At 66.9% G+C, this 24,492-nt stretch carries 24 protein-coding genes; 17 read left to right on the top strand and 7 right to left on the bottom strand.

Annotation, left to right across the window (positions count from 1 at the left end; all coding sequences use genetic code 11):
- Positions 1-61: 61 nt before the first annotated feature.
- The gene (locus tag ASG12_RS06570; protein ID WP_055786570.1) at positions 62-640 is read right to left on the bottom strand and encodes a TetR/AcrR family transcriptional regulator; all 579 of its coding nucleotides are present in this window, start codon (positions 638-640) and stop codon (positions 62-64) included.
- A 176-nt stretch (positions 641-816) separates the two neighbouring features.
- Between ASG12_RS06570 and ASG12_RS06565 the strand changes: the two genes are divergently transcribed.
- From ASG12_RS06565 to ASG12_RS06540, 6 genes are all read left to right on the top strand, one after another.
- On the top strand, positions 817-1,539 hold the full coding sequence (locus ASG12_RS06565) for an SDR family oxidoreductase (protein ID WP_055786567.1): 723 nt from the start codon (positions 817-819) through the stop codon (positions 1,537-1,539).
- Positions 1,536-2,417: an alpha/beta fold hydrolase gene (locus tag ASG12_RS06560; RefSeq protein WP_055786564.1), complete on the top strand. Its 882-nt coding sequence runs from the start codon at positions 1,536-1,538 to the stop codon at positions 2,415-2,417. The genes ASG12_RS06565 and ASG12_RS06560 overlap by 4 nt, the downstream gene beginning before the upstream one ends.
- A complete protein-coding gene (locus tag ASG12_RS06555; protein WP_055786561.1) occupies positions 2,414-3,412 on the top strand; it encodes an NADP-dependent oxidoreductase in 999 nt (332 codons plus the stop codon). Before ASG12_RS06560 ends, ASG12_RS06555 begins: the two co-directional genes overlap by 4 nt.
- A gap of 82 nt (positions 3,413-3,494) precedes the next feature.
- Complete coding sequence (locus ASG12_RS06550) at positions 3,495-4,718, top strand: sensor domain-containing diguanylate cyclase (RefSeq protein WP_162243403.1); 1,224 nt, start codon at positions 3,495-3,497, stop codon at positions 4,716-4,718.
- A 48-nt stretch (positions 4,719-4,766) separates the two neighbouring features.
- A complete protein-coding gene (locus tag ASG12_RS06545; protein WP_055786555.1) occupies positions 4,767-5,258 on the top strand; it encodes a DUF2231 domain-containing protein in 492 nt (163 codons plus the stop codon).
- A 134-nt stretch (positions 5,259-5,392) separates the two neighbouring features.
- Positions 5,393-6,493 (top strand): GGDEF domain-containing protein, encoded by a 1,101-nt coding sequence (locus ASG12_RS06540; protein WP_055786553.1) that lies wholly within the window; start codon positions 5,393-5,395, stop codon positions 6,491-6,493.
- Here ASG12_RS06540 and ASG12_RS06535 read toward each other — a convergent pair.
- Positions 6,478-7,197 (bottom strand): TetR/AcrR family transcriptional regulator, encoded by a 720-nt coding sequence (locus ASG12_RS06535; protein WP_055786550.1) that lies wholly within the window; start codon positions 7,195-7,197, stop codon positions 6,478-6,480. The genes ASG12_RS06540 and ASG12_RS06535 overlap by 16 nt on opposite strands.
- Before the next feature lie 45 nt (positions 7,198-7,242).
- Here ASG12_RS06535 and ASG12_RS06530 point away from each other — a divergent pair, with 45 nt between their 5' ends.
- Both ASG12_RS06530 and ASG12_RS06525 read left to right on the top strand, forming a co-directional pair.
- Positions 7,243-8,847, top strand: a complete 1,605-nt coding sequence (locus ASG12_RS06530) for an MFS transporter (protein WP_055786546.1) — start codon at positions 7,243-7,245, stop codon at positions 8,845-8,847.
- A complete protein-coding gene (locus ASG12_RS06525; protein WP_055786543.1) occupies positions 8,847-10,082 on the top strand; it encodes an MCE family protein in 1,236 nt (411 codons plus the stop codon). Before ASG12_RS06530 ends, ASG12_RS06525 begins: the two co-directional genes overlap by 1 nt.
- 16 nt (positions 10,083-10,098) lie before the next feature.
- On the opposite strand, the gene ASG12_RS06520 is transcribed toward ASG12_RS06525, so the two are convergent.
- Complete coding sequence (locus ASG12_RS06520; protein ID WP_055786540.1) at positions 10,099-10,401, bottom strand: putative quinol monooxygenase; 303 nt, start codon at positions 10,399-10,401, stop codon at positions 10,099-10,101.
- Between the two features lie 140 nt (positions 10,402-10,541).
- Between ASG12_RS06520 and ASG12_RS06515 the strand changes: the two genes are divergently transcribed.
- The 4 genes from ASG12_RS06515 (at position 10,542) to ASG12_RS06500 (ending at position 15,668) form a co-directional block, all read left to right on the top strand.
- A complete protein-coding gene (locus ASG12_RS06515) occupies positions 10,542-11,882 on the top strand; it encodes a hypothetical protein (RefSeq protein ID WP_055787835.1) in 1,341 nt (446 codons plus the stop codon).
- Entirely contained in the window at positions 11,879-13,252 is a 1,374-nt protein-coding gene (locus ASG12_RS06510) for an outer membrane protein assembly factor BamB family protein (protein ID WP_055786538.1), read from the top strand. Before ASG12_RS06515 ends, ASG12_RS06510 begins: the two co-directional genes overlap by 4 nt.
- Positions 13,253-13,309: 57 nt before the next feature.
- A complete protein-coding gene (locus ASG12_RS06505) occupies positions 13,310-14,620 on the top strand; it encodes an NtaA/DmoA family FMN-dependent monooxygenase (protein WP_055786535.1) in 1,311 nt (436 codons plus the stop codon).
- 106 nt (positions 14,621-14,726) lie between these two features.
- Positions 14,727-15,668, top strand: a complete 942-nt coding sequence (locus tag ASG12_RS06500; protein WP_156377938.1) for a GTP pyrophosphokinase — start codon at positions 14,727-14,729, stop codon at positions 15,666-15,668.
- Between the two features lie 60 nt (positions 15,669-15,728).
- Here the strand turns inward: ASG12_RS06500 and ASG12_RS06495 are convergent, their stop codons facing one another.
- The 3 genes from ASG12_RS06495 to ASG12_RS06485 all read right to left on the bottom strand — a co-directional run bounded on the left by ASG12_RS06495 (position 15,729) and on the right by ASG12_RS06485 (position 18,542).
- The gene (locus ASG12_RS06495) at positions 15,729-16,577 is read right to left on the bottom strand and encodes an Imm49 family immunity protein (RefSeq protein WP_082501687.1); all 849 of its coding nucleotides are present in this window, start codon (positions 16,575-16,577) and stop codon (positions 15,729-15,731) included.
- A gap of 62 nt (positions 16,578-16,639) precedes the next feature.
- Complete coding sequence (locus tag ASG12_RS06490) at positions 16,640-17,485, bottom strand: Imm49 family immunity protein (protein ID WP_055786527.1); 846 nt, start codon at positions 17,483-17,485, stop codon at positions 16,640-16,642.
- A 283-nt stretch (positions 17,486-17,768) separates the two neighbouring features.
- The gene (locus tag ASG12_RS06485; protein WP_055786524.1) at positions 17,769-18,542 is read right to left on the bottom strand and encodes an SDR family NAD(P)-dependent oxidoreductase; all 774 of its coding nucleotides are present in this window, start codon (positions 18,540-18,542) and stop codon (positions 17,769-17,771) included.
- A 179-nt stretch (positions 18,543-18,721) separates the two neighbouring features.
- Here ASG12_RS06485 and ASG12_RS06480 point away from each other — a divergent pair, with 179 nt between their 5' ends.
- The 4 genes from ASG12_RS06480 (at position 18,722) to ASG12_RS06465 (ending at position 22,795) form a co-directional block, all read left to right on the top strand.
- Positions 18,722-20,146 carry an MFS transporter gene (locus ASG12_RS06480; RefSeq protein ID WP_055786521.1) on the top strand — a complete coding sequence of 475 codons (1,425 nt, stop codon included), beginning with the start codon at positions 18,722-18,724 and terminating at the stop codon, positions 20,144-20,146.
- A gap of 13 nt (positions 20,147-20,159) precedes the next feature.
- Positions 20,160-21,044: a transketolase gene (locus ASG12_RS06475; RefSeq protein WP_443089074.1), complete on the top strand. Its 885-nt coding sequence runs from the start codon at positions 20,160-20,162 to the stop codon at positions 21,042-21,044.
- Between the two features lies 1 nt (position 21,045).
- Positions 21,046-22,038, top strand: coding sequence for a transketolase family protein (locus ASG12_RS06470; RefSeq protein ID WP_055786519.1), 993 nt, complete (start codon positions 21,046-21,048; stop codon positions 22,036-22,038).
- A 100-nt stretch (positions 22,039-22,138) separates the two neighbouring features.
- The gene (locus ASG12_RS06465) at positions 22,139-22,795 is read left to right on the top strand and encodes a GntR family transcriptional regulator (RefSeq protein ID WP_055787829.1); all 657 of its coding nucleotides are present in this window, start codon (positions 22,139-22,141) and stop codon (positions 22,793-22,795) included.
- 57 nt (positions 22,796-22,852) lie between these two features.
- Here ASG12_RS06465 and ASG12_RS06460 read toward each other — a convergent pair whose 3' ends face one another.
- Entirely contained in the window at positions 22,853-23,419 is a 567-nt protein-coding gene (locus tag ASG12_RS06460; RefSeq protein ID WP_082501686.1) for a TetR/AcrR family transcriptional regulator, read from the bottom strand.
- Between the two features lie 64 nt (positions 23,420-23,483).
- Here ASG12_RS06460 and ASG12_RS06455 point away from each other — a divergent pair, with 64 nt between their 5' ends.
- Positions 23,484-24,467, top strand: coding sequence for a hypothetical protein (locus tag ASG12_RS06455; protein WP_055786513.1), 984 nt, complete (start codon positions 23,484-23,486; stop codon positions 24,465-24,467).
- Positions 24,468-24,492 lie beyond the last annotated feature (25 nt).

Below are 24,492 nucleotides of genomic sequence, written 5' to 3'. Positions count from 1 at the left end.
GATCGGGGTGGTGCGGCGTTGACGGCGCCGGTGCGGCTGGACCGCATCGGCGCCTGACCTGTCACTCCATGTCGAGGAGCATCTCAACCAGCGCGCCCGCCCGCGCCCACGGTTCGACCGCGTCAAGTGATGTCGACAGGGCGGCGGCACCCTCGTAGATCAAGGCGATCCGCCCCCCGAGCAGGTCCGGGTCCTCGACACCCAGATCGCGACATATGGCGACGATCGAGGCGGCGAACGCCTCCTTCTGCCGATGCACGAATTCCGCGACCTCCGGCATCACCGCCGCGGCCTCGACCGCCGCGTTGTGGAACGGACAGCCCCGCATCTGTCCGCCGCCCGCCTGGGGAACGGCGAAGAGCGCCGACAGGCGCTGGCGGGCAGTGCCCGTCTGCACTTTCTGGTGCTCCACCACGAACTCGAACATCCGGGTCAGGTACTGCTCGACGAGGTTCACTTTGCTCGGAAAGTACTTGTAGAGCGTCCTTTTGGAGACGCCGGCTCGGGCGGCGACCAGATCGACACCGGTGGCGTTGATCCCATCCGTATAGAACAGTTCCATCGCGGCAGCCAGTATGCGGTCACGAACACCCCACGTAGGGCTCGACTCGACAGCCGTTGTTGTTGCCGTAGAAGTCATGGTTCTCACCCGGTTCTTTCATGGTCTTCACCTGTCCCGACCCAAGGTACACCGACCTGTTTACGTGGGCGACTTCATCGCAAAACAGATCGGTGTACTTCCGTGGCATCATCGGCTACAGTCACGAAGTACACCGATCTGTTTACATGCAGCCATCCCAAGAAGAGGTCCCCACCATGACAGACCTGACCCATGCGGTCGTCCTCATCACCGGCGCCAACGGCGGCCTCGGAGAGCAGTTCGTGCACCAGGCCCTCGCACGCGGTGCGCGCAAGGTCTACGCGGCCGCGCGCAGGCCGCGTGAATGGAACGACGACCGCATCGTGCCCTTGACGCTGGACGTCATCGACGCCGCGTCGCGTACCGCTGCCGTCGAGGCCGCGCCCGACGTGTCGGTCCTGATCAACAACGCGGGAATGGTGCCGCCCACCGCCGGCTACGTGGAGCTCGAGGAGACCGACCTGCGCTCGACCATGGAGACCAACTTCTTCGCGCCGGTCCTGCTGGCCACGGCATTCGCGCCGATCCTGCGAGCCGCGGAGAACGCCGCCCTCGTCGACGTGCACTCGGTGGCCAGCTGGAGCGCATTCGGCGGCGTGTACAGCGCCTCGAAGGCCGCACTCTGGTCGGCGACCAACGCGCTGCGCCTCGAGCTCGCGCCTGACGGCGTCCACGTGGTGGGAGTCCACATGGGTTACGTCGACACGCCGATGGCGGCAGGCGCCCAGGGGCCGAAGCTCCGTCCCGAAGACCTCGTCGGCGCGGTGTACGACACCCTCGCCGACGGCGGGTACGAGGTCATCGGCGACGACCTCACCGCCTTTGTGAAATCCGCGTTGAGCGGATCCATCGAATCGCTGTACACCGACCTTCCCACCACTGCTGGAGCGACCTCATGACCACCTGGACCGACACCCCCACACAGACCATCGATGTCGGCGGCGTGCCCTTCGCCTACCGCGAACTCGGCCCGACCGGCGGAGTCCCGGTGGTGTTCCTCCACCACTTCACCGCCACCCTCGACGACTGGGATCCCCGCATCATCGACGGGGTCGCCTCCGCACATCACGTGATCACCTTCGACAACCGCGGTGTGGGCGGATCCGGTGGAAAGGTCCCCGCCACCATCGATCAGATGGCAGCGGATGCGATCGCGTTCATCCGCGCGCTCGGTCTCACGGAGGTCGACCTGTTCGGGTTCTCCCTCGGTGGCGGAGTCGCCCAGGTCATCACGCTGCGGGCTCCCGTACTGATCCGACGCATCGTGCTGACGGGTACCGGACCGCGCGGTGGCGGCGGCATCGACAAGATGGCCGGCATCGTCGGTGGCGCGTACCTCAAGGCGGCACTGGCCCGTCAGGATCCACGCAACTTCCTGTTCTTCCCACGCTCCTCCGAGGGAAAGAAGGCGGCCGCAGCATATTTCGATCGACTCGCCGAACGCCGCGGCGACCGAGACGCGAAGATCTCGCTGCAGGCACGCGTGGCGCAACTGCGCGCCATCGTGGCCGGCGGCCGGGCAACCCCAGACGATCTGTCGATGATCACCCAACCCGCACTCGTCGCGAACGGAGACAACGATGTGATGGTCGCCAGCGAGCACTCTGTGGAACTCGCCGCGCGCATCCCCGACGCGCGAGTCATCATCTATCCCCGCTCCGGTCACGGCGGCATCTTCCAGTATCACGACGAATTCGTCCCCGAGGTGCTCGACTTCCTCGGCGAATCCGTTCCGACCGCACCAACCACGACAACACGAGAAGGAACACGCCGGTGAAAGCGTTCGTCATCGACAAGTACAAGGGCCCCGTACATCTCGCCGAGGTCGCCGTCCCCACCGTCGGGCCGCGTGACGTCCTGGTGAAAGTGGCTGCCGCCAGCGTCAATCCACTCGACAAGATGGTTCGCAACGGCGAGTTCAAGGCGCTGATCAAATACAGGACACCCATCACCCTGGGACATGACGTGTCCGGGGTGATCACCGAGGTCGGTGCACAGGTCTCCGAATTCGCGGTGGGCGACGAGATCTTCGCCCGTCCCCGCGACCTGCGGATCGGCACCTTCGCCGAGTACATCGCGATCGACGCCGACGATGTCGCACCGAAGCCGACGTCGTTGTCGTTCGCCGAGGCCGCCGCGGTCCCACTCGTCGCACTCGCGGCGTGGCAGATCCTGGTGGAGAAGGCGAACATACGCCCCGGACAGAAAGTGCTCGTCCACGCCGGTGCCGGCGGCCTGGGTTCGACCGTCATCCAGCTCGCGAAACATCTCGGCGCGCACGTCGCGACCACCGCGAGCAGCAGCTCGGCCGAACTGGTGACCGCACTGGGCGCCGACGTCGTGATCGACTACCGCACGGACGACTTCGCCGAGGTGCTCTCCGGCTACGACCTGGCGATCGACGCCGTCGGCGGCGACAACCTCGTGAGAACGCTGACCGTCCTGAAACCGGGCGGACTCGCCCTCGGGGTGACCGGACCACCCGACGCGGGCTTCGCGAAACAGCTGGGCGCGCCCAAGCCGTTCGAGTTCGTGCTGTCGTTGCTCAGCAGGAAGGTACGGGCGGCCGCGAAGAAGCGCGGCGTCACCTACGCGTTCTTCTACATGCACGCCGACGGGGCCACGCTCGCGACACTGGCCGCCCTCTACGAGGCGGGACATCTGCGACCGGTGGTGGACACGACGTTCTCCTTCGACGACACCGTCGACGCGATCGCCTACGTCGACGCCGGCAGAGCGCGCGGCGGCAAGGTCGTGATCACGCACGAGTGATGCGGGTGCTCGCCACCGTTCGGCCACCTGACGGCGCGCTGTGGGATCATCGCCCGAGCGACGCAGACGGGTGGGGGTGCAGGTGGACGAGACCGGTTCCGACGCCGACATCCTGCGTCGGGTCATCGACAGCGTTCCCGCACTGATCGGGTACTGGAGCGCGGATCTTCGTAATCTCGCGGCGAACGAGGCCTACGTCGACTACTTCGGTCTCACGCCCGAGAAGGCCCGTGGAATGCACATCCGCGACGTTCTGGGGCCCGAGGTGCACGAGCTCAACCGGCCGTACATCGAGGCCGCCCTGGCCGGCACACCGCAGCAGTTCGACCGCACCCTGATCGACGTGCACGGCATGGTGCGGCACACCCAGGCCACCTACGTTCCCGAGATCGTCGATGGCCGGGTGCGGGGCTTCTTCGTGCATGTCGCGGAGGTCTCACGACGAGTGGAGGCCGAGCGTGCGCGCGACGAGGCGATCTCGCTGTTCGAGACGTCGATGCATCACGCCGCGATCGGCCAGGCGGTGGTCGGCACCGACGGTCGATGGCTGCAGGTGAACCAGGCCCTCTGCGAACTCACCGGGTACACCGCAGAAGAACTGCAGGAGTTGTCCTTCCGCGACATCACCCACCCCGATGACGTCGAGGCCGCCGATCGCCATCTGGCCCAGTTGCTCGACGGCAGCCGAACCCACATCCAGTCCGAGAAGCGCTACCTCCGCAAGGACGGCAGCGTGGTGTGGGTGCAACGCAACGCCGTCATCGTGCGCGGTACCGGCGCCGACGGCATCATCATCGCGCAGATCCAGGACATCACCCGTCGCAAGGTGGCCGAGAGCGAACTCGCGCGGCTGGCCGTCACCGACGCACTGACGGGCCTGGGCAACCGGCACCTGCTCATGGCGCAGATCGGGCGACACGACGCGGGCCCGCTGGGCCTGTTGTTCCTCGATCTCGACGGGTTCAAGCGCGTCAACGACACCCACGGTCACGGAGTCGGCGACGAACTCCTCGTCGCGGTCGCTCGGCGTATCGCCGACGGCATCGATCCTGCAGATCTGGCGTGCCGGATCGGCGGCGACGAATTCGTGGTGCTGATCCGGTCGGCGACCTCGAGCTCTGAGATCGAGAAGTACCGATCGGAGCTCAAGGCCGCGGTCACCGGGACGTACCGACTCACCTCGGCGCCGATCGCGATCGAGGTCGCGGCGTCGGTGGGATCGAGTTGGTCGGCCGACGGCGACCACAGCGCCCTGTTGCGCGCGGCGGACAAGCACATGTACGCCGACAAATCCGGCGCTTCGTAGGGTCGTTCTCAGCGTGCTCTCAACGGGGCGTCGCTACCGTCGCCGCTCATGGACAGCTTCAACGGGTTACCCCTGCATCCGCTCGTCGTGCACATCGTCGTGGTGATGATCCCCTTGGCCGCGGTGTTCGCCGTCCTCGGCGTCGTGTGGCCTGCGGCCCGACGCAAGCTCGGCATCGTCACACCGATCGTCGCGGCGATCGCATTGACCGCGACGCCCATCGCGACCAGCGCGGGCGAGTCGTTGGAGAAGAAGACCCCGCCGAGCGCGGTGTTGGAGCGGCACACCGAACTCGGCGACCAGATGATCTACTTCGCGGCCCCACTGTTCGTGCTCGCCGTGCTCTGGTGGGTCCACACCAGTGCATGGTTCCGCGAGAACGAGTGGGTCGCCGGGCGCGTTCCGGCCCTCACGCGAGGGCGCTCGCAGACCGTCATCACCGGAGTACTCGCCGTCCTCCTCGTGGTGGTCGCCGTCGGCGCGGTCATCTGGGTGTACCGCATCGGCGACGCCGGTGCCCGTTCGGTGTGGGGCGGCTGAGCGAGCCGCGCAGGGAGATCACGGCCGGCTGATCGACCGGTCGCGGTCTCGCCGATTCCCTGTCGGCAGACGTGCGGGCTTTGTTGTCTTTGGCCCCCCGCTACGAGTACGCGCCACCGAGAACCCGGACCGCCGTGACCCCTGGAACGACCGACGACCGCGTTCCCGACCTGTCCGACCTCATCGCGGGGACCGGTGCTGCGCGAACACTGCGCCGCAGCGTCGCATTCGGATCGGTCAACTTCGGGATCATCGCGGCGTGGGTCGCGGTGGACACCACGATCGGACCGACGTCGATTCCGCTTCGCTTCCTCGTGGGACTGTCCGCGGTGCTGGCGATCGGGGCCGGAGTGCTGTGGGCGGTGACCGACCGCATGATGAGCCGTCTCCCCTGCACGGTGTTCGGGGTCTATGCGGAGGCGGGAACGGCGATCGTCATCCTCAGTCTCCCCGATCCCCGGTACGGCGCGGTGGGCTGCGCACTGTTCGCGGTTCTGGGGGCACAGTTCACCGTGCTCATGGCGAGCAGGTGGTTGGTCCTGCACCTGTCCGTCGCGGCAGGTGTGATCGGAGTGGTCACGTTCCGTTCGGTCGGACCCGATGCATTGTCACCCGGGGCGGCGGCACTGGCCGCGTACGTGCTCGCGGTCTCCTCGATCCTCACGCCGTGGGGTGCGCGGATCGTATGGACGCGATTGCTGGTCTACGCCGCACGATCGCGCATCGACCCTCTCACGGGGCTGCTGAACCGGGCGGGCCTGGATCACGCGCATCAACGTCTGGTCGAGCAGGCCCGATCCGGCGGCGTCGATCCGCAGGTGCTCGCGGTCCTCGACATCGACGACTTCAAATCGGTCAACGACAGCCACGGCCACGTGGTAGGCGATCGCGTGATCGGCGAGGTCGCGACATCGCTGCGGCGGTTCGCCACGTCGGTACGAGGAGTGGTGGCGCGCACGGGCGGCGAGGAGTTCACGCTGCTGATGCCCGCCCACCCCCGGACATCACTGACCGATGTGGGCGGTCGACTACCGCTGACCACGGCCGGTCGCGAAGGACCCGCGGTCACGCTGAGTGCGGGGATCGTGCCGCTCGAGCTCCACGGCGCCGACAGGTTCGCGCTCTCCAACGCCCTCACCGAGGCCGACCGGTTGATGTATGACGCGAAGCGTCGCGGCGGCGCTCGGGCCACCGTCCACGGCACCCCCGGGGACGACGGTCAGGTGACCGCGTAGATCCCCGAGGCCCCGGGTCCCTCGGTGTTCCACCACCGCAGGGCGATCGCCGCCGACGTCTCGGCGCGCGCCCTCTCGTCGCCCATGCCCACGAACTGGTGGATCGCCATCGGGGCGAGCACCTCGAACACCGGATTGGCGAAGCGGGCGAAGTGCCCGGCGCCCTCGAGCGTCACGAACCCGTGGACGAAGCTCCACAGTTCGGCGGCGACCTGATGGCCGTCGGTGACCGAGATGCGGCCGGTCTCGACCAGACGGTGTGATGCCCCGGCGAGGACGTCGTAGGCGGTCGCGAAACGCTCGGCCACCACGTTCTCCGCCGCGGGCGTCACCGACCGGTACGTCCCGCGCGTGGAGAGCCCGAACATCATGTCGTAGAGATGCGGGTTGCGCTGTGCGAGATGTCGATTCGAGAGGGCGATGCCGAACAGCTGCGCTCCGGGATCGTCGTCGCACCGCACTGCGTCCTCCATTGCCGCGGTGAGTGCCCGATACCCCTCGGCGACAACGGCGTTCAACAGCTCGGCGACGCCGCCGAAGTGGTGGTAGACGGTGATCGTCGACAGTCCGGCGGCCTCGGTGATGCGACGGACCTTCATCTCAGACGGGCCCACCTGGGCCAGCAGCTCGATCGTGACGGCGACCAGTCGTTCGGGGACGGTCTGTGGCGGTGTAGCGGCCACGGCGTCGGGCTGTTCGGTCACAAAACAATGATGACACGCCCTCGACGCCCGTGATAGAACTTCGTTATGCCACTCCTCGGGGGACCTACCGCTGCGGCGGCGAACAAGACCGCCGTGCTGATCGCACTGTGTTTCGCGGTGTTCGTCGTCAACGTCTCGACGACGATCGTCAACATCGCGCTGCCATCGCTGGTGACCGAACTCGGCGCCACCACGCGCGACCTGTTGTGGATCGTCGATGCCTTCAACCTGGCGTTCGCCGCACTGGTGCTCGCCGCCGGATCGTTGAGCGACCGGTTCGGGCGCCGACGCTTCCTGCTCCTCGGCCTCGCCGTGTCGTTGGTCGCGTCGCTGGCCGGTGCGTGGAGCCAGACCCCCGACATGCTGATCGCCTGGCGCGCCGTGGCCGGCGTGGCCGCGGCGGTCGTCTATCCGGTCACGCTGTCGATCCTGACCAACGTGTTCACCGAGCGATCCGAACGCGTCATGGCGATCGGCATCTGGGGTGCAGCGACGGGGATGTCGGTCGCGGTCGGCCCCGTCGTGGGCGGGGCACTGCTCGAATCGTTCTGGTGGGGATCGATTCTCCTGTTCGGCGCGGTGGCGGCCGGGGTGACGATCGTCCTGACCTTCCGGTTCGTCCCGGATTCCCGCGACCCGTCGACGCCACCCCTCGACGTCGTCGGTCTCGTACTCTCGACGGTCGCGTTGGGCGTCCTGGTCTACACGATCATCGAGGCTCCGGATCACGGATGGACCTCAACGGCCACGCTCGTCGGATTCGGCTGTGCAGTGGCACTTCTCGCGGTGTTCGTCCTTCAGGAGATGCGTGTGGAGCACCCGATGCTCGACGTGCGCCTGTTCGCCAACATGCGCTTCACCGCGGCGAGCGGCGCGGTGACCGCGGCGTTCTTCGCGTTGTTCGGCTTCATCTTCCTGGTCACCCAGTACTTCCAGTCCGTCCGCGGCTACGGCGCTCTGGAGACGGGTCTCCGTATGCTGCCGGTGGCGAGCTCGCTCGCGGTGGCTGCGCTGATCGGTCCGCGGATAGCGGTGTTCATCGGGTCGAAGCTGGTCGTGGCGTTCGGGTTGTTCTCCCTCAGCGTGGCGTTCATCTGGGCCTCGACGGTCGGGACCGACACCAGCTACCTCGTCGTCGTCGGACAGATGATCTTCCTCGGCGCCGGCATCGGCCTCACCAGCGCGCCTGCGACCGAGGCAATCATGGGCATGGTCGCCCCGGAGAAGGCCGGCATGGGATCGGCGGTCAACGACGCGACGCGCGAGCTGGGCGGAACACTCGGCGTCGCGGTGATCGGATCGGTCGCCCTGTCGGTCTACCGGGAGAAGCTCGACGGTCTCGCGCTGCCGTCCCAACTGACCGATCCCGCACGCGATTCCATCGGTGCCGCGCTCGAGGCCTCACGGATCGCCGCGGAGCGTTTCGGTGAGGCCGGCGCTCGCGCCGGTGAGCAACTCGCCGGTCTCGCCCGCGCCGGATTCGTCGACGGCTTCGCCACCGGATGCATCGTCGCCGGCTGTGTCACCGCGGTCGCCGGCGTACTCACCCTCGTCTTCCTCCCGGCCCATCCCGGCAACCCCGAGTCCGATGACGAGGCCACCGAGTCCTCGGTGCCGCAGTCGGATTCGACGAAGCAGCCGCTGACGTGATGACCCGGGCCCACTGGTGGCAGCTCGTCGCTCTGCTGGTGGTGGGTCTCACCGCGCTGACCTACGTCGGTCTCCGGTACGCGCGGCTCGACCGCTACGCCGGCGGGACCTATACGGTGCATGCCGATTTCGCCGACTCCGGTGGGATCTTCGTCAATGCCGAGGTCACCTATCAGGGCGTGCCGGTGGGACGCGTCGGTGCGCTGCGACTGAGGCCCGGGGGCGTGCGGGTCGAGCTCGAACTGGACACCGACAATCCGCGGGTGCCGGCGAGCGCTCAAGCCGTGGTGGCGAACCGCTCAGCGATCGGCGAACAGTTTGTCGATCTGCGGCCGGCAAGTGTCGGCGAGCCGTACCTCGCCGAGGGTTCGGTCATCTCGAACACGACCATCCCCGTACCCATCCAGGACGTGCTCGCCTCGGCGGTCGAGTTCACCGACTCGGTGCCCATCGACGACCTGCACACCGTCATCACCGAACTCGGGAAAGCCTTCAACGGCAACGGCGAGAACCTCAGGGTGCTGGTCGACTCTCTTGCGAATCTGGCGAAGGCCGGCAAAGACAACCTGTCGCAGACCATCTCACTGATCCGGAACGGCAACACGGTCCTCGAGACTCAGGCCCAGCAGTCCGATGCCATTCTCGACTGGTCGAAGAACCTCGACTCGATCACCGCGCAGCTCGCGACGAGCGACCCGGACCTGCGCCGTCTGCTCACCACCGGGCAGACCAGCGCCACCGAGATCTCGACGCTCATCGCGCGCAGCGGCACCGACGTCACCACCGTCCTGCGCAACCTCGCCGCCGATGTCCGCAATGTCCAGGGCACCTTCTTCGCCGCGGGACCGGCGTTGGCGATGCTGTCCTCGATCTCCGCGGGCAGCTACAGCACCGCCTCCGGCGACGGCGTCCTCAGGTTCGGCACGCAGCTCGAGACGAACAACCCACCCTCCTGCACCGTCGGATACGACTCGATGGAAGACGTCATCGCACGAGAACGTCGCAAGAACCCGAACTTCGACATCAACTACGACGACTACCCCTTCAATCGCAACGCCGGATGTAAGGTGCCGCACGGCAATCCGACCTCTGTGCGCGGCGCACAGAACGCGACGTACGACGACCCCCGCATCCCGCAGCCCTGGGACCGCAAGCCCAAGAAGGACCCCGACAAGCTGAACCTCAACCCCATCGCGCAGCAGCTGTCGACACTGCTCGGGGTCTCGCCGCGCTGACGTCGGGGTCGGCGAATCAGTCGCGCAACGGGATCGTCGTCGACCAGACGGTCTTCACCGGCGCCGCGGCCACGATCTCCCGCAGTCGGCTCGCACCCTCGGGGGTCGTGCGCCACTGTGCGTACGCGGCGTGATCGGCGGTGGTGGCCCATCGTTCGACGACCATCACGTGGCATGCGTCGTCGTCGTCGACATGGACCTCGATCCCTTCGTTGCCGGGCCAGGCCCGGGTCGCGACGAGGGTCTCGTCGATGATCTCCGGCGCGGCGTCACGCTGGGCGGGGTCGAGGTGCAGTTCGAGCAGGACGAGGATGGTCATGCCTCCATGGTGCCGTGCCGGCGACCTCCCCGTTCGCAATCGAGGCGTGGTCCGTCCGGCCATGACACTCTTCTCGCGACGAGATGGTCCGATGTGTCCCGTAAGTAACTATTACTGCTTATATGTACGACATGCCGGACATGAAGGACACAGGCGGCCGCTCGGCGGGACACGATCCGGCCCGCGTCCGCGCCCAACGCGCGTGGACGTTCGTCCTCTGCGCCGTGTCGCTGTCCGCGGTCGGGGCGATCATCGGCGCGGTCTTTCCGTGGCCGGACAACGATGCGACACCCTCCGCGGCACCGGCAGCATCGTCCTCGGTCGCCGCGCCGGCAACCACCGCTGCATCCTCAGCACCCCCCACGCCCGCTGCGCCGAACGTCGTCGAGGAGCCGTTCGATCCGAAGGCCCCCATTCCGGGATGCGCCACGGTGGAGCAACCGGACCCCGGTAGCGGAACAATCATCTCGAGGTTGTCGTCGGGCACACCGAGTTACGACAACCCCCGGTTCCCGTGGTTCAGCGGCCCGAAAGCGACGGCCATGTCGAACGCGGTGGCCGACCAGCTGCCGCCCCGCGCGACCATCGATTTCGCAAACCCGAGCAGCTCTCTATTCTTCGGACCGATCCTCGACCTCGACGAATCCGCCCCCGATCCGGAGGGCTCGACGATCGCCTCCGGATCGCTGACGAACGGCGACGCCCACGGATCGGTGTTCCTGACCGTGCAGAAGACCTCCGCGCCCGTCCCACCCTGCGTGGCAGGTCAACTCGACGCTCGACGCACACTCCCGGACGGCACGATCGTGGACGTCCACGACACGTGGCGTGAGGTCGACGGGGTGCGTACCAATACGCGATCGGCGGACGCCACCGCGACCGACGGCTCGCGGATCACCGCGAACGCCGGCGACACGCTCGGCAACACCCAGCAGAGCCGCGGCGCGGTGCCATTGACCATCGACGATCTCGTACGCATCGTCGGCGACCCGAGACTGCGCGTGAGCACCCCGGTTCCCCCCGGCACTCCCCCGCCGGCGCAGGGCTGCGGCGACCGCTCGTTCGGGACGTCGAACGGGCCTGCGGTCACACGCGAGCAGGCGCGCAGACTCGACGGTGTGCTGGCGACAATCGACTTCGGCGGCCGACGACCTGCCCCGCTACAGGTGGCCGAAGGTTCCTCGAGCACGCTGTGCACCACCGTTCCCGGTGGGAACGGTGCACCGGCTCGGCAGATAACGATCACCGGCGGGCAGTCCCTGCCGCCGCAGCCGCGACCCGATCCGGTCTCGAACCCCGGCACGTGGCGCACACTGGCCGACGGATCGGTGGTCCAGACCCAGAACCTCGACACGGTGATCGTCACTCGAACCAACGGGACGCGCGTGACCGTGAGCAACGACGGCGCACCGCCGGCATCGCTGACCTCTCCGACAACCGAGCTCGAATCGATCGCCCTCACTCCGGGACTGAAATTGTGAGAACACTCGATCGACAGACGTGGGCGTTGGCGGCCGCAGCGGTCACCGCCGTCGTGACGGTAACCGTCGCGACGATCATCGTGGTGACGAACATCGGATCCGACACCAGCGGCTCGGCATCGCGGTCGGGACCGCCCGCTGTCGCGTGGACACTCGATGCGGCGAAATACCTCGACCGTCCTTTCGGGCAGTTCTCCGACCCGCGCGGGGGAGCCTCGTTCGGGTCCGGCACGCCCGGGTTCGTGGACACCGGGGACACTCTGGTGACGCTCGCCGGTAGCCCGACCTCCGGGTACCACCTCGGCGACGCGGTCATGATCGGCATCGATCCCGAGACCGGACAGGTGCGGTGGAGGTCGCCCGCCGCCGATCTCGAGGGATGCGGCTCGACGCCCGTCGGCGGCAAGCTCGTCTGCTACGCCTCGAACAGCGGCGGCAAGCACGAGATCGTCACCTTCGACATCGAATCCGGAACATCGGCCCGTCGGTCGATCTCGGAGTTCGTGTTCGCGATCGCCACCACCGGCGACACCGTGTACATCGTCGAGGGCAGCCCCGAGGAGGACGACGTCCGTGTCCACTCGGGCACCGTCGAGGACGTGTCGGCCCACTGGACCCACGCTTACGACCTCGGCGCGGCGTGGGAGAGCGTGTACGAAGACCAGGTCCTGACCGTCACCGACGGTGTCGGCCTCCTGGACATCGGCGGGCAGATCGCCCAGTTCGCGACCGATTCCGGCGCCGAGCGCTGGCGGAGTACCGACTACCGGGCGACCAACGTGACCCTCCGGGCCGGTGGCGTGCTGACACAGGCCACCACCGACGCACCGTCGGGCCAGACGACGGTGAGCCAGGAGCTCCGGGGACCCGACGCGACGGTGCGAGCATCGACGACGGTCCCCGTCGTCCAACGTTTCGACGCCGGACGCGCTGACGACGCCGACCGCCCGGTGCTGATGGGTGACGCCGCCTACGACCGCAGCAGCGGGAAACAGCTGTGGCGCAGCGACGATCTGCTCGCCACGCAGGGCAACGGGTTCGGGACTGTGACTGCCGTGACCGAACACATCGCCTACCTCCGCGACTCCGACAAGAGCGAAACCGGTCTCGACATCAACTCGGGAAAAAGGCTGTGGCGCACCACCTCGGCCCAGCAGTTCGCGCCACTCACGTCACACGACGACGTTGTCGCCGGCGGCGACGGACAGGCCCTCGCGGCGTTTGACGCCAAGCGCGGCACCTCGCTGTGGACGATCCCGTTCAGCGCGCTCGATCCCGATCCCGAGACCTTCCGCTCCGGAGGAGCGATGGTGGCGCATGACGACGGATGGGTGTACTCCTCGGACCGGCGGATCGTCGGTCTCTCCTAAAACCCATCGTCGCCGAAACCATCGGCGCTGTGACGACTCGGGCCTAGCGTCGGGCTCATGGCGGCCACACGACCCCGCACACTCGCGACCATCACCTCGGCGGGCGGGAGTCCCGGCGCCTACGCACTCGCCATCGACCCGCAGCGCAGCACGCTCGACACCGCGCTGGTCGTGGCCGAGCGCGCCGAAGCCGCACGCATCGACGCGTTGTTCGCCGCGGATCTGCTGACGTTCAACGCCCAGGGCGAGATCGGCGCACAGGAGCCACTGGTCTTCGTCTCCGCATTGAGTGCTGTGACCACACGCGTCGGACTCATCGCCACGGTCTCGACCACGTTCCACCACCCGTTCAACCTGGCCCGGTTGTTCGGGACGCTGGACCATGTCAGCAACGGCCGTGCGGCGTGGAACCTGGTGACCTCGGCGATCGGCGAGGAGAACTTCGGCCCCGATGACCTCCCCCCTCCCGAACGGCGATACGCACGCGCCGCCGAGACACTCGAGGTGGTCAACGCGCTCTGGGACAGTTGGGGTGACGGCGCGCTGACCCGAGGTCCCGACGGCGGGGCGGTGCTCGACGCGAGCAAGGTCCGTCCCATCGATCATCGGGGTGAGTTCTTCTCCGTCGCAGGGCCGTTGAACATCCCGCCGCTCCCCCAGGGTCGCCCCGTCCAGATCCAGGCCGGTCAGTCCACAGCGGGAATAGCACTCGGCGCGCGGTACGCGGAAGTGGTCTTCACCTCGTTGCCGACCATGGACCTCGCGCAGGCTTACACCACCGCGATTCGCGAGCAAGCCGTCGACCTCGGGCGCCCCCAGGGATTGCCACTGATCTTCAGCTCGTTCCATGCGACCTTCGGCGCGACCGAGGCCGATGTCCGGGCCACCCTGCGCGACAAACACGACGCCATCGACTACGAACGCGACCGCGCCCTCGTGGCGAACATGCTCGGCGGCGATGTCGATCTCAGCGAGGCGAAGCTCGACGAGCCGCTGCCGGAGAGCCTGATCCCCGACGTCACGACGATCAACCGACGCCGCGGGCGAGTGGAGGTGTTCGGTGAGTACATCCGTCGGGGCCTGACCCTGCGCGAACTGATCGTCGCAGCGCAGGACACCGGACACTGGGCGGTCGCGGGGACCCCCGAGCAACTCGCCGACGCCGTCGAAGAACGCTTCCGTGCCGGGGTTCTCGATGTGCTGTCGCTCAACGGCATCGCCGACGACACGCAGCACGACTTCATAGTCAACGGGCTCCTCCTGATCCTGCGGGCCCGCGGGATCGTCAAACCCGACTACGTGGGTCCGACGCTGCGCGAGAACCTGGGGCTGCCCGAGCTGTACCGCGGTACACCCGGCCGTTTCTGAGCCCGGGTCGCGCTCCGCGGAGCGCGGCGAGTCCGCGGTCGGACACCTGCGGCTCCTTCTAGAGTGTTGACAGTTCGCCTCACGGCTCACCGCAGAAGGAGTGACGATGACCTCGGCAATCGAGCTCTATCTCCGTGACTTCAGCCGTTTCCAAGACGTCACCGCGGCCATGGAGCGTGCCGTGACGGCGCGGCTCACGGAGTCCTTCATCGCGGTCCATGCGGTCCAGTCCCGCACCAAGGAGCCCGATTCCGCGGCGGGTAAGTTCGCCCGACTCGACGAGGCCGGGGTCCCGATCTTCACCGACCCGCTGCACGAGGTGACCGACCTCGTGGGCGTGCGGGTGATCACCTATCTGACATCCGACATCGATCGCGTCGAGCAGGCGCTGACCTCCACCTTCGAGGTGCGACAGCGGGTCGACAAGACCTCGGTCACGCAGAGTGCGGGCACCTTCGGCTACGCGGGTACGCATCTGATCCTCCGCGCCGACGACGAACTCGATTTCGAGGTGCAGATCCGCACCGTGCTGCAGCACGCGTGGGCAGAGATCGAGCACGGTATCCGGTACAAGGGTTCGCGCACAACGTCTTCGGCGCCCATCGATCGCGCCTTCACGCTCGCCGCGGGTCTGATCGAGCTCGCCGACGCGCAGTTCGCCGAGGTCGACACGCTTCACAAGAACGACCTGGCGCACGCCCGTGCGACCGAAGAGATCGAGATCGGCACCCTGCAGGAAGTGCTGACGACTGCTCTGCCCGACATCAATCCGGCCCGCGCGAACGCCTACGAATGGCTCGTCACGCTGCTCGCCGCGAACGGCATCACGGTGCGTGAGGATCTCGACGAGTTCCTCGCTTCCGCCCACGTCGAAGCCGTCATCGCCGCGATGGACTACAAGTTCGCACCCACGCACGTCCGCCTGGTCGACGACCTCCTGCTCGCCCGGTTCGGCGACGACCACATCGAGCGCACGGCCGGCATGGCGTCGGACCGGGATCGTGAACCAAAACTCCGCTATCGGCTGGGGCGACTCACCAAGGAGTGAGGGCAAGGTACTGGGTGCTCGGCGATCGCACTGCGCTCTCCCCGAACTCGCAGGGAGCGATCACGTCGAGCTGAACCATCCCGGCCTCACCAACCCCATCGCCAGATAGTCCGATTCCACCTCGACAGTCATGCCCTCGTCGACCGCAATCGCCGCCGCCGCGGCGATGGGCAGCGAGCTGAACCCGCGGCAATCTTCCCTGCGTTCGGCAGACTTGGTCCAGTAGGTACGGTGCGCCACCAGCGCCGCGTCGATGCTGTCGGTGAGACGCCCCTGATCCCCCTCGGCGACCGCCGCAAGGATCTCGATCACCCCACGGTCGAGCAGATCAGCCTCCTCGGGGAACACCGAGATCGGCTGCTCCAGAGCCCTGGCCGCGTCCGCGAGATGCGACGTCCACTGCGGGTCACCGACGTCACGAGAACGGAAGGCACGAAAGAGGTGGAGGCGATGCTCACCCCACCGCCCATCAGCCGTGAGCTCGGTGAGCTCGAATCTACCGGCGGCTGCTGCGGCAACCTCGCTGCGCGACATCGCTTTCCACCAATACAGCTCGAACCACGACGCCAGGTGAAGATAAGTCGTCTTCCCTGTGCCCTCGATCTCGAAGACCGTTTCGTCAACCTGCGCCCGCACAATCGTGCCCGGCTCCGCCGCAGCCACCAGGAAGAAGGTGGCATGTACCTCCGTCGCGGTCCGGGCCGCGGATGCGGTTGTCGGTTGCTCGACCTGCGGATCGGCAAGCAGGTTGAAAAGAGCTGCGACCTCAGCGGTCGTGGCGGTGAACTCGATCGACTTGTTGCTCCGAGCGAGCCGATCGAGGCGTCGCGACAATCTGCTCGCATTGCCGCGGAGCGACGTGTCAAGATCGGATGCTGGATCGCAATGCCGAGGAATGCGCGGATCCAAAGGTCAACTCCTTGCCCACCGGCCGAGCACGCCTGCTGTCTTGTTGCGCATATGCTGACAGTTCACGTCGAGTGGAACCACCCCGGCCTCACCAGGCCCATCGCCAGATAGTCCGATTCCACCTCGACAGTCATGCCCTCGTCGACCGCAAGCGCCGCCGCCGCGGCGATGGGCAGCGAGCTGAACCCGCGGCAATCTTCCCTGCGTTCGGCAGACTTGGTCCAGTAGACGCGGTGGTTGGACAGAGCTGAGCCGATGCGGTCGGTGAGGAGCCGCTGGTCCCCCTCGGCGACCGCCACCAGGATCTCGATCACACCCCGGTCGAGCAGATCGGCCTCCTCGGGGAACACCGAGATCGGCTGCTCCAGTGACCTGGCCGCATCCGCGAGGTGGGTCGTCCACTGCGGGTCCCCGACGTCACGGGACTGCAGGGCACGAAACAGGTGGAGCCGATGCTCACCCCACCGCCCATCAGCCGTCAGCTCGGTGAGCTCGAACCTGCCGGCAGCTGCCGCGGCAACCTCGCTGCGCGACAGAGCTTTCCACCAGCAGATTTCGAACCAGTTGGCGAGGTTGAGGCCGTGTGTCCCTTCAGTCCCTGCGACGGCATACTCATCGCCGCCGACGACCGCCCTCACCCTTGTCGAGCGGGCCTGGTTTGCCGCGGCGAACTGCACGGTGTGTAGCTCGGTCGTCATTCGTGCGGCGGACAACGTGGTTTCATGTCCGGCCCGTGGGTCGACGCACAGCCGGTACATCACCGAGATTCGTGCCACGTCAGCGGCGGCGTCGATCGACTTCCCCTGCTTCAGTCGGTCCAGTTTGTGCGACAACCACCGCGCCGATTCTTCGACCTCCTCCACGACCTCGGGTCGACGATCGCAATGCCTGCCGTTGGCGTAGGGCATCAGCCGTCCCCCTCGCACTCGAATTCATCGGATATCGAAGTCAGGGAACAAGTAACCGTTCCAGCGACCACCGTTGGTGACCCCAGCATCGACCAAACGACGGTTCTTCACATTATTCCGGAGGCTTTCACCAGGCTGTCGATGCAGACCCGCGTTCCCTGCTTATAGGTCTTGCCGTCGTATCCGCGGCGAATGCCGATATTCATTTCATCCCCAGCTCTGGAGCAGGTATCGATCGTAGGCGGAGCCGTCGGCCCGCGCGGCGCCGACTTCGTCGCGCGGTTCAGTGCATGTGGCTGCCGCCGTTGATGTCGATGGTGGTGCCGGTGAGGTACGCCGCGTCGTCAGATGACAGGAACGTGATGACCGAAGCGATCTCACGTGTCGTGGCGGTGCGGCCAAGCGGGATGCCGGCCGCAATGGCCTTCTCCTGCTCATCGGTGCTGCCCACGCGGATGTTGGTGTCGACAGCACCCGGGGTGACGGCGTTGATGGTCACGCCTGTGTCCTCGAGTTCGCGAGCAAGGGCTTTCGTGAAGCCCAGAACCGCTGCCTTCGCCGACGAATACGGCACCTTGCCGAAGACGCCACCGCCGCGTTGGGCGGACACCGACGACATGGTCACGATCCGCCCCCACCCCTGAGCGATCATGTCCGGCAGAAACGCCTTCGTGACGAGGTAGGTTCCGGTCGCATTGACGGCGAACACCTTGTTCCACAGCTCGAGGGTGGTCTCGAGAAACGGAACGGGCGAGGTGATTCCGGCGATATTGGCCACCGCTCCGATCGGCGGCAACGCTCCGGTTTTCACCTCGTGGCGAGAGGCCTCATAGGCAGCCAGCACGGAATCCTCGTCAGAGACGTCGATGGCGTGACCGAACGCGGGCACGTTGTAGGTACCGCCGATCTCGGCCGCCACCTTTGCCGATGTCTCGCCGTCGAGATCGAGCACGATCACGCCCCAGCCGTCTTCGGCGTAGCGCTCGGCAGTGGCGCGGCCGATCCCCTTCTTCGAGGTGGCTCCGGTGATGACCGCCGTGCGTGTCATTGAGTTCATCGTTCTCTCCTGTACAGATCTCGCTGGTCGACCCCACGCTAGAAGTGTTCCGCGTCACTGTCAACAGTCAACTGTTGCCTGTTACCTGTTGACTTTTAAGTGAAGCGTAGGTCACAGTTGTCACCACTGTTGACAGTCAACAGGAGTCCGATTCATAGTGAGCTGCCGGAGGAGTTGCCATGAGCGTTGACGCTCTCAAGATGCGAGGTCCCGTCCGCGGGACGAAAGACGCGAAACGCGTCGCCATCGGTTCGTCGGTGGGGGCGGTGATCGAGACCTACGACTTCATCGGGTTCGGCACGGCAGCCGCGCTCTATTTCGGGACCGCGTTCTTCCCGGGCAGCAGCTCGGTGGCCGGCACGCTGTTGGCGTTCGCCACCCTCGGGGTCGGCTTCGCCGCTCGACCGATCGGCGGCATCATCGGCGGTCACCTCGGTGACCGGGTGGGCCGGAAACCCGTGTTGGTCGCGTCGTTGATCACCATGGGTCTGGCGACCTTCGTCATCGGACTGCTACCGACCTACGCGCAGATCGGTGTCATCGCGCCGATCCTCCTCGTCGCCGTCCGGATCATCCAGGGCGTCGCCTTCGGCGCCGAGTGGGGTGGGGCGATCATGATCAGCTACGAACATGCCCCGTGGAAGAAGAAGGGGCAGTTCACCGGCATCGTCCAGGCCGGCTTCCCCGTGGGCCTTCTGCTGGCCAATCTGGTGTTCCTGGTCAGTGTGCATCTGCCCGGCGACTGGGCCTGGCGCGTGCCGTTCCTCGCGAGCATCGTGCTCGTCATCGTCGGCCTCATCATCCGATCCAAGGTTCCCGAGTCGCCGGTCTTCGAAGACGTCAAGAGCGACGGCGACATTGCGAAATCGCCTGTCACCGACGCGATCAGGCACGACTGGCGCAACATCCTGCGCGGGATCGGCCTTCGCATCGCAGAGACCGCCGGCTACGCCGTGTCGATCACGTACATGATCTCGTACCTCCACACCGAGAACCTCGCGAGCAAATCGGAGACATTGACGGCCCTGTGCATCGCGTCGGGCATCGGCATCGTGGCCACCATGGCCTGGGGCGCGCTCACCGACCACATCGGACGCCGCACGCTCTACCTCGCCGTGTGCGCCTTCGCCGTCGTGTTCGGCATCCCGATGTTCCTGCTCGTCAACACAGGCTTCTTCCTCCTCGTGATCGCCACGTTCGTCATCTCCTACGCCGTCTGCCAGAACGCCCTCGCCGGCACCCAGGGCGCCTGGTTCCCCGAGCTGTTCGATGCGGCGCGCCGAGCCTCTGGAGCCTCACTGGCGTACCAGATCTCGGCGATGGTCTCCGGCTTCACGCCCTTCATCACCACGCTGCTGTTCCTCTGGATGGGTTGGTGGGGTCCGGCGCTGCTGTTCACCACCTACGCCCTCATCGGACTGATCGCGGCGATCTCGACCGCAGAGACGTGGGGCCCGACCGAGCGCCGACTCGCCGATCGCGCACTGTCCGAGCTGAACGCGGCCGACGCGCTCGACTCCCGCCCCGCGCACATGGACGACGCCACATTCGCCACCCCCACGGCGTCGGGCAGCACCGCCGCGCCCCGACCCGTCACCCACTGAGTCAGGAACACCTATGAGCACCATGACAACCCAGCAGAATGCACCGGCGACAGAATTCGCCGCCCGGGTCGCTGCGGTCGAGGAGTTCGCCTACCGCAGTCGACACAACTCGCTCGACATGGGCGAGGAACAGGGACAGGGCTACGTCGGCCAGGCCCTCGGCGCAGCCGACATCTTCGCCACCGTCTACGCCGACCGGCTGCGCTTCCGGCCCTCCGAACCCGACTGGAACGAACGCGATCGCTTCCTGCTCTCCACCGGTCACTACGCCATCGGCCTCTACGCCGCACTCGCCGAGGCCGGCATCGTCGACCGCGCCGAGTTGGCGACCTACGGCTCCGACGACTCCCGGTTGCCGATGTCGGGGATGGCGAGTTACACACCGGGAATGGAGATCTCGGGCGGGTCGTTGGGACACGGCCTGACCGTCGCGGTGGGAATCGCCCTGGGCCTGCGGCATCAGAAATCGGCCTGCAAGGTCATCAACTTCCTGTCCGACGGAGAACTCGACGAGGGCTCGACGTGGGAGGCGGCCATGGGTGCCCACCACCATCGTCTCGGCAACCTCACCGCAGTCGTCGACATCAATGCGTTGCAGGCCGACGGTGCCACCTCCACCATCCTGTCCACCGAACCGGTGCACGAGAAGTGGGCGGCGTGTGGTTGGTACGTCGAGCGGATCGACGGCAACGACGTCGCCGCTCTGTTGGCCGCGTTCGACCGAGCCGCGGACCTGTCCGGCGACCGACCCTCGGTGATCCTGTGTGACACCAAGGTCGGCAAAGGTGTTCCACTGCTGGAGAACCGAGAGAAGGCGCACTTCATGCGCATCGAAGAACACGAGTGGCAGATCTGTCGCGACCAACTCACCGCCGGCCACACCTCGAAGGACCTCTGACATGACCACCACCACCGCTCCCAAGCTCAAGACGTCGGCGATGATCGCCTCGTTCGTCGACCCCGGCCAGAAGACCGCCATGGCCCCGTTCGGTCACGCACTCGTCGAGGCGGCTGCGCAGAACGACAAGATCGTCGGTCTCAGTGCCGATCTCGCGAAGTACACCGACATGCACATCTTCGCCGCGGCGTTCCCCGACCGCTTCTTCCAGATGGGCATGGCCGAGCAGCTGCTCTTCGGTGCGGCCGCCGGGATGGCCGAAACCGGCCTGATCCCCTTCGCCTCCACCTATTCGGTTTTCGCGGCGCGGCGCGCGTACGACTTCCTCTGCCTCGACATCGCCGAGCCAAAGCTCAACGTCAACATCGTCGGCGGGTTGCCGGGGCTGACCACCGGGTACGGACCGAGCCACCAGGCGACCGAGGACATCGCGATCTTCCGGGGCATGCCGAACCTCACCATCGTCGACCCCTGCGACTCGGTCGACATCAGCCAGGCCGTGCCGCAACTGGCCGCCTCGGAGGGACCGACCTACCTGCGTGTGCTGCGCGGCAAGGTCGCGACCGTCCTCGACGAGTACGACTACACCTTCGAGCTCGGCAAAGCCAAGACCCTGCGCGGCGGCACCGACGTGCTGTTCATCAGCAGCGGACTGATGACGATGCGAGCGCTCCAGGCTGCCGAGCGCCTCGCCGCCGACAACATCGACGTCGCGGTCCTGCACTCGCCGACGATAAAACCCTTCGACTCACAGACCGTGCTGGCCGAGATGAACACCGACCGCCTCGTGGTCACGCTCGAGAACCACACCGTGATCGGAGGGTTGTTCGAATCTGTCGCTGCCGTGGCCACTCGGGTCGGTATGGGCAAGCGTGTCGTCCCGATCGGACTACCCGATCAGTTCCTCGACGCGGGCGCGCTGCCCACCTTGCACGAGCGGTACGGGCTCAGCACCGATCGCATCTGCGCCACCGTGCGCGCCGAACTCGGCTGACGCGACCGCGGTGGAGTCGTCGACCGACCTCCGAGACCGTAAGCTGACAGTCGACAATTGTTTGTCGACAGTCACACCACTGCCGTCTCAGGAGGTCGTCATCGCACCGCAATCGACCGCGCTACTGGGACTTGCGAAGACGAACCTGCGCGAACAGGCCGTCACGGCGCTGCGAGCTGCGATCACCAGTGGCAATCTGCCGCCGAGCAGCCCACTCGTCGAGACCGAGCTGTCGGAGATGCTGCAGATCAGCCGCGGAACCCTGCGCGAAGCGCTGCGACAACTCCAACAGGAGGGGTTGGTGTCCGCCGGCGCACGAGGACGGCTGTTCGTCCGCCACCTCGACTCCAAGGAGATCCGCGACATCTTCGCCGTCCGCGCCGCTCTCGAAGCGCTCGCGGTCCGCGAGCTGGCGGAGAATCCCGACCGGGCCGAGCTGGTCGCAACCCTCCGTAGGGCTCTGGAGGTGATGGACGCCGCCGGTGACGACCTGGAGGCACGGATCGAGGCGGACCTCGATTTCCACCGCCACCTCAGCCGATTGACCGGCAACGAGACGCTCGTGCACTCGTGGTCGTCGCTCGAAGGGTCGATCCGGATGTCGATCATGTTCGCCGGACTCGACCGGGCGGTGGGAAACATGGACGTCGGCAAGCACAGCGCCATCGTCGACGCCATCGAGACGGGCGACGCGAACGAGGCATCGAACGCCGTCGAATCGCATATGCGTTGGGCGTCAGCCAATCTGATCGGCTGACGCGCGGGGTTCGACCCTACGAGAAGGTGGGGGAGACGACGCGGGCCATCGTGCCGTTCACGACAAGTCGATGGTCTCGAGTGACGCGTTCACGTCCTGCGCGCCCAGCACCGCGCTGCGGACGATGTAGCCCTGACAGAAGGTGAGCATGGCCAGCGCCGTGGCGGGCGCAGTTGCAGGCTCTCGCCCCTCGGCGATGAGCCAGCGCTCGGCGGCGGCGGCGAACGCACGCTCGATGTCGTTCATCCGCCGCTGCACGATCTCGCGCATCGTGGCGTCGAAGGCCGCCTCGCCCCAGAACTGCACCACGGTCGCGAACGGGATGCCTGCCTGCTCCAGGCCGACCAGCCACCGCCGCACGACCTCGCGGGGGGAACGTGCCGGCTCGTCGTCCGGCATGGCGAGCAGGCTGAGCCGCTTCCCGATCACCTCGGCCGCGACCAGCTCGATGAGCTCGTCCTTGCGCGCGAAGTGGGAGTAGACCGAACCGGCGGACAGGCCGGCCTCCTCGATGATGTCGGCCATCGTCAGGTTGTTCAGCGCTCGCCGACGCAACACGCGCAGGGCCGCGGCGACTATCTCATCCCGACGTGCCTGGCGGTACGCGTCACTGACTCGAGGCATACGACGAAGCCTAACCTAGGCTAGTCTCCAAACAGAACCGTCATTCTGTTTAGGGAGTAGCGCCATGAGTAACACCACAATCGACCGCACCCGTCCCACGGCCGCCGTCGGTTTCGGAGTCGTCGCCGGTCTCGTCGTCGCGCTGGTGGTCCTGGCCTTCCTCTGGCCCATTGCCACCTCTGAGCCGCGCGACCTCCCGGTGGGCGTCGTCGGCGCGGCGCTTCCACAGGGGGTCGAGCTGCCTGTTGACGCCACGCCCTACAACACCCGCGCCGACGCAGTCCAGGCGATCAAGGAGCGAAAGGTGTACGGCGCCTATGTACTCGACCAGGCCGCGCCGGAGGTGTTGATCGCCGGGGCCGGTTTGGCGTCAGGCACCGCGGTCATCGAGAAGGTGGGCGCCCAGCTGACCGCCGCCCAGGGAAAGGCCCCGACTGTCACCGACGTGGTCCCGCTCTCCTCAGGCGATCCGACCGGCACCGGGCTCGGCGCGATGGGCTTCCCACTGGTCCTGGGCGGCATCGTCGGCGGCGTCCTGGTCTCGTCGCTCGTCACCGGCCTGCGGCGCAGACTCCTCGCCCTCGGCGTCTACGGCATCGCCGCCGGCCTCCTGGCCGCCGTGGTGACCGGACCCGTGCTCGGCATCGTCACGGGCTCGTTCTGGGCCGACGCCGTGGTCCTCGGGGTCGCGATGCTCGGCACCGCCTCGACTGTTGTGGGCCTCAACGCCCTGATCGGTGCCGCGGGTACCGGCGTGGGCGCCGCCATCACCATGCTGCTCGCGAACCCGATCTCGGGCGGGGCCACGCCGCACCAGTTCATCACCGGCCCCTGGGGCGAGATCGGCCAGTATTTCGTCCCCGGCGCCTCGCAGAGCCTCTTCCGTGAGGTCAACTACTTCCCCGATGCATCAACCCTGCACGAGTGGCTCATCCTGATCGCCTGGATCCTCGGCGGCGTAACTCTTTCGGTCGCTGCGCATTTCCGGAGCTCGGCACCGGTGGACGTCCCCGTCGGCGAACGCGAGGAGGCGTCCAGCATCGCCTGAAGGCTGCCGCACCGTTCCCGGTGAG

The sequence above is a fragment of the Williamsia sp. Leaf354 genome (assembly GCF_001424365.1).
Classification (GTDB): Bacteria; Actinomycetota; Actinomycetes; order Mycobacteriales; family Mycobacteriaceae; genus Williamsia_A.
The sequence above is the reverse complement of the archived record's forward strand: the minus strand, read 5'-3'. Positions and strand labels throughout refer to the sequence as shown.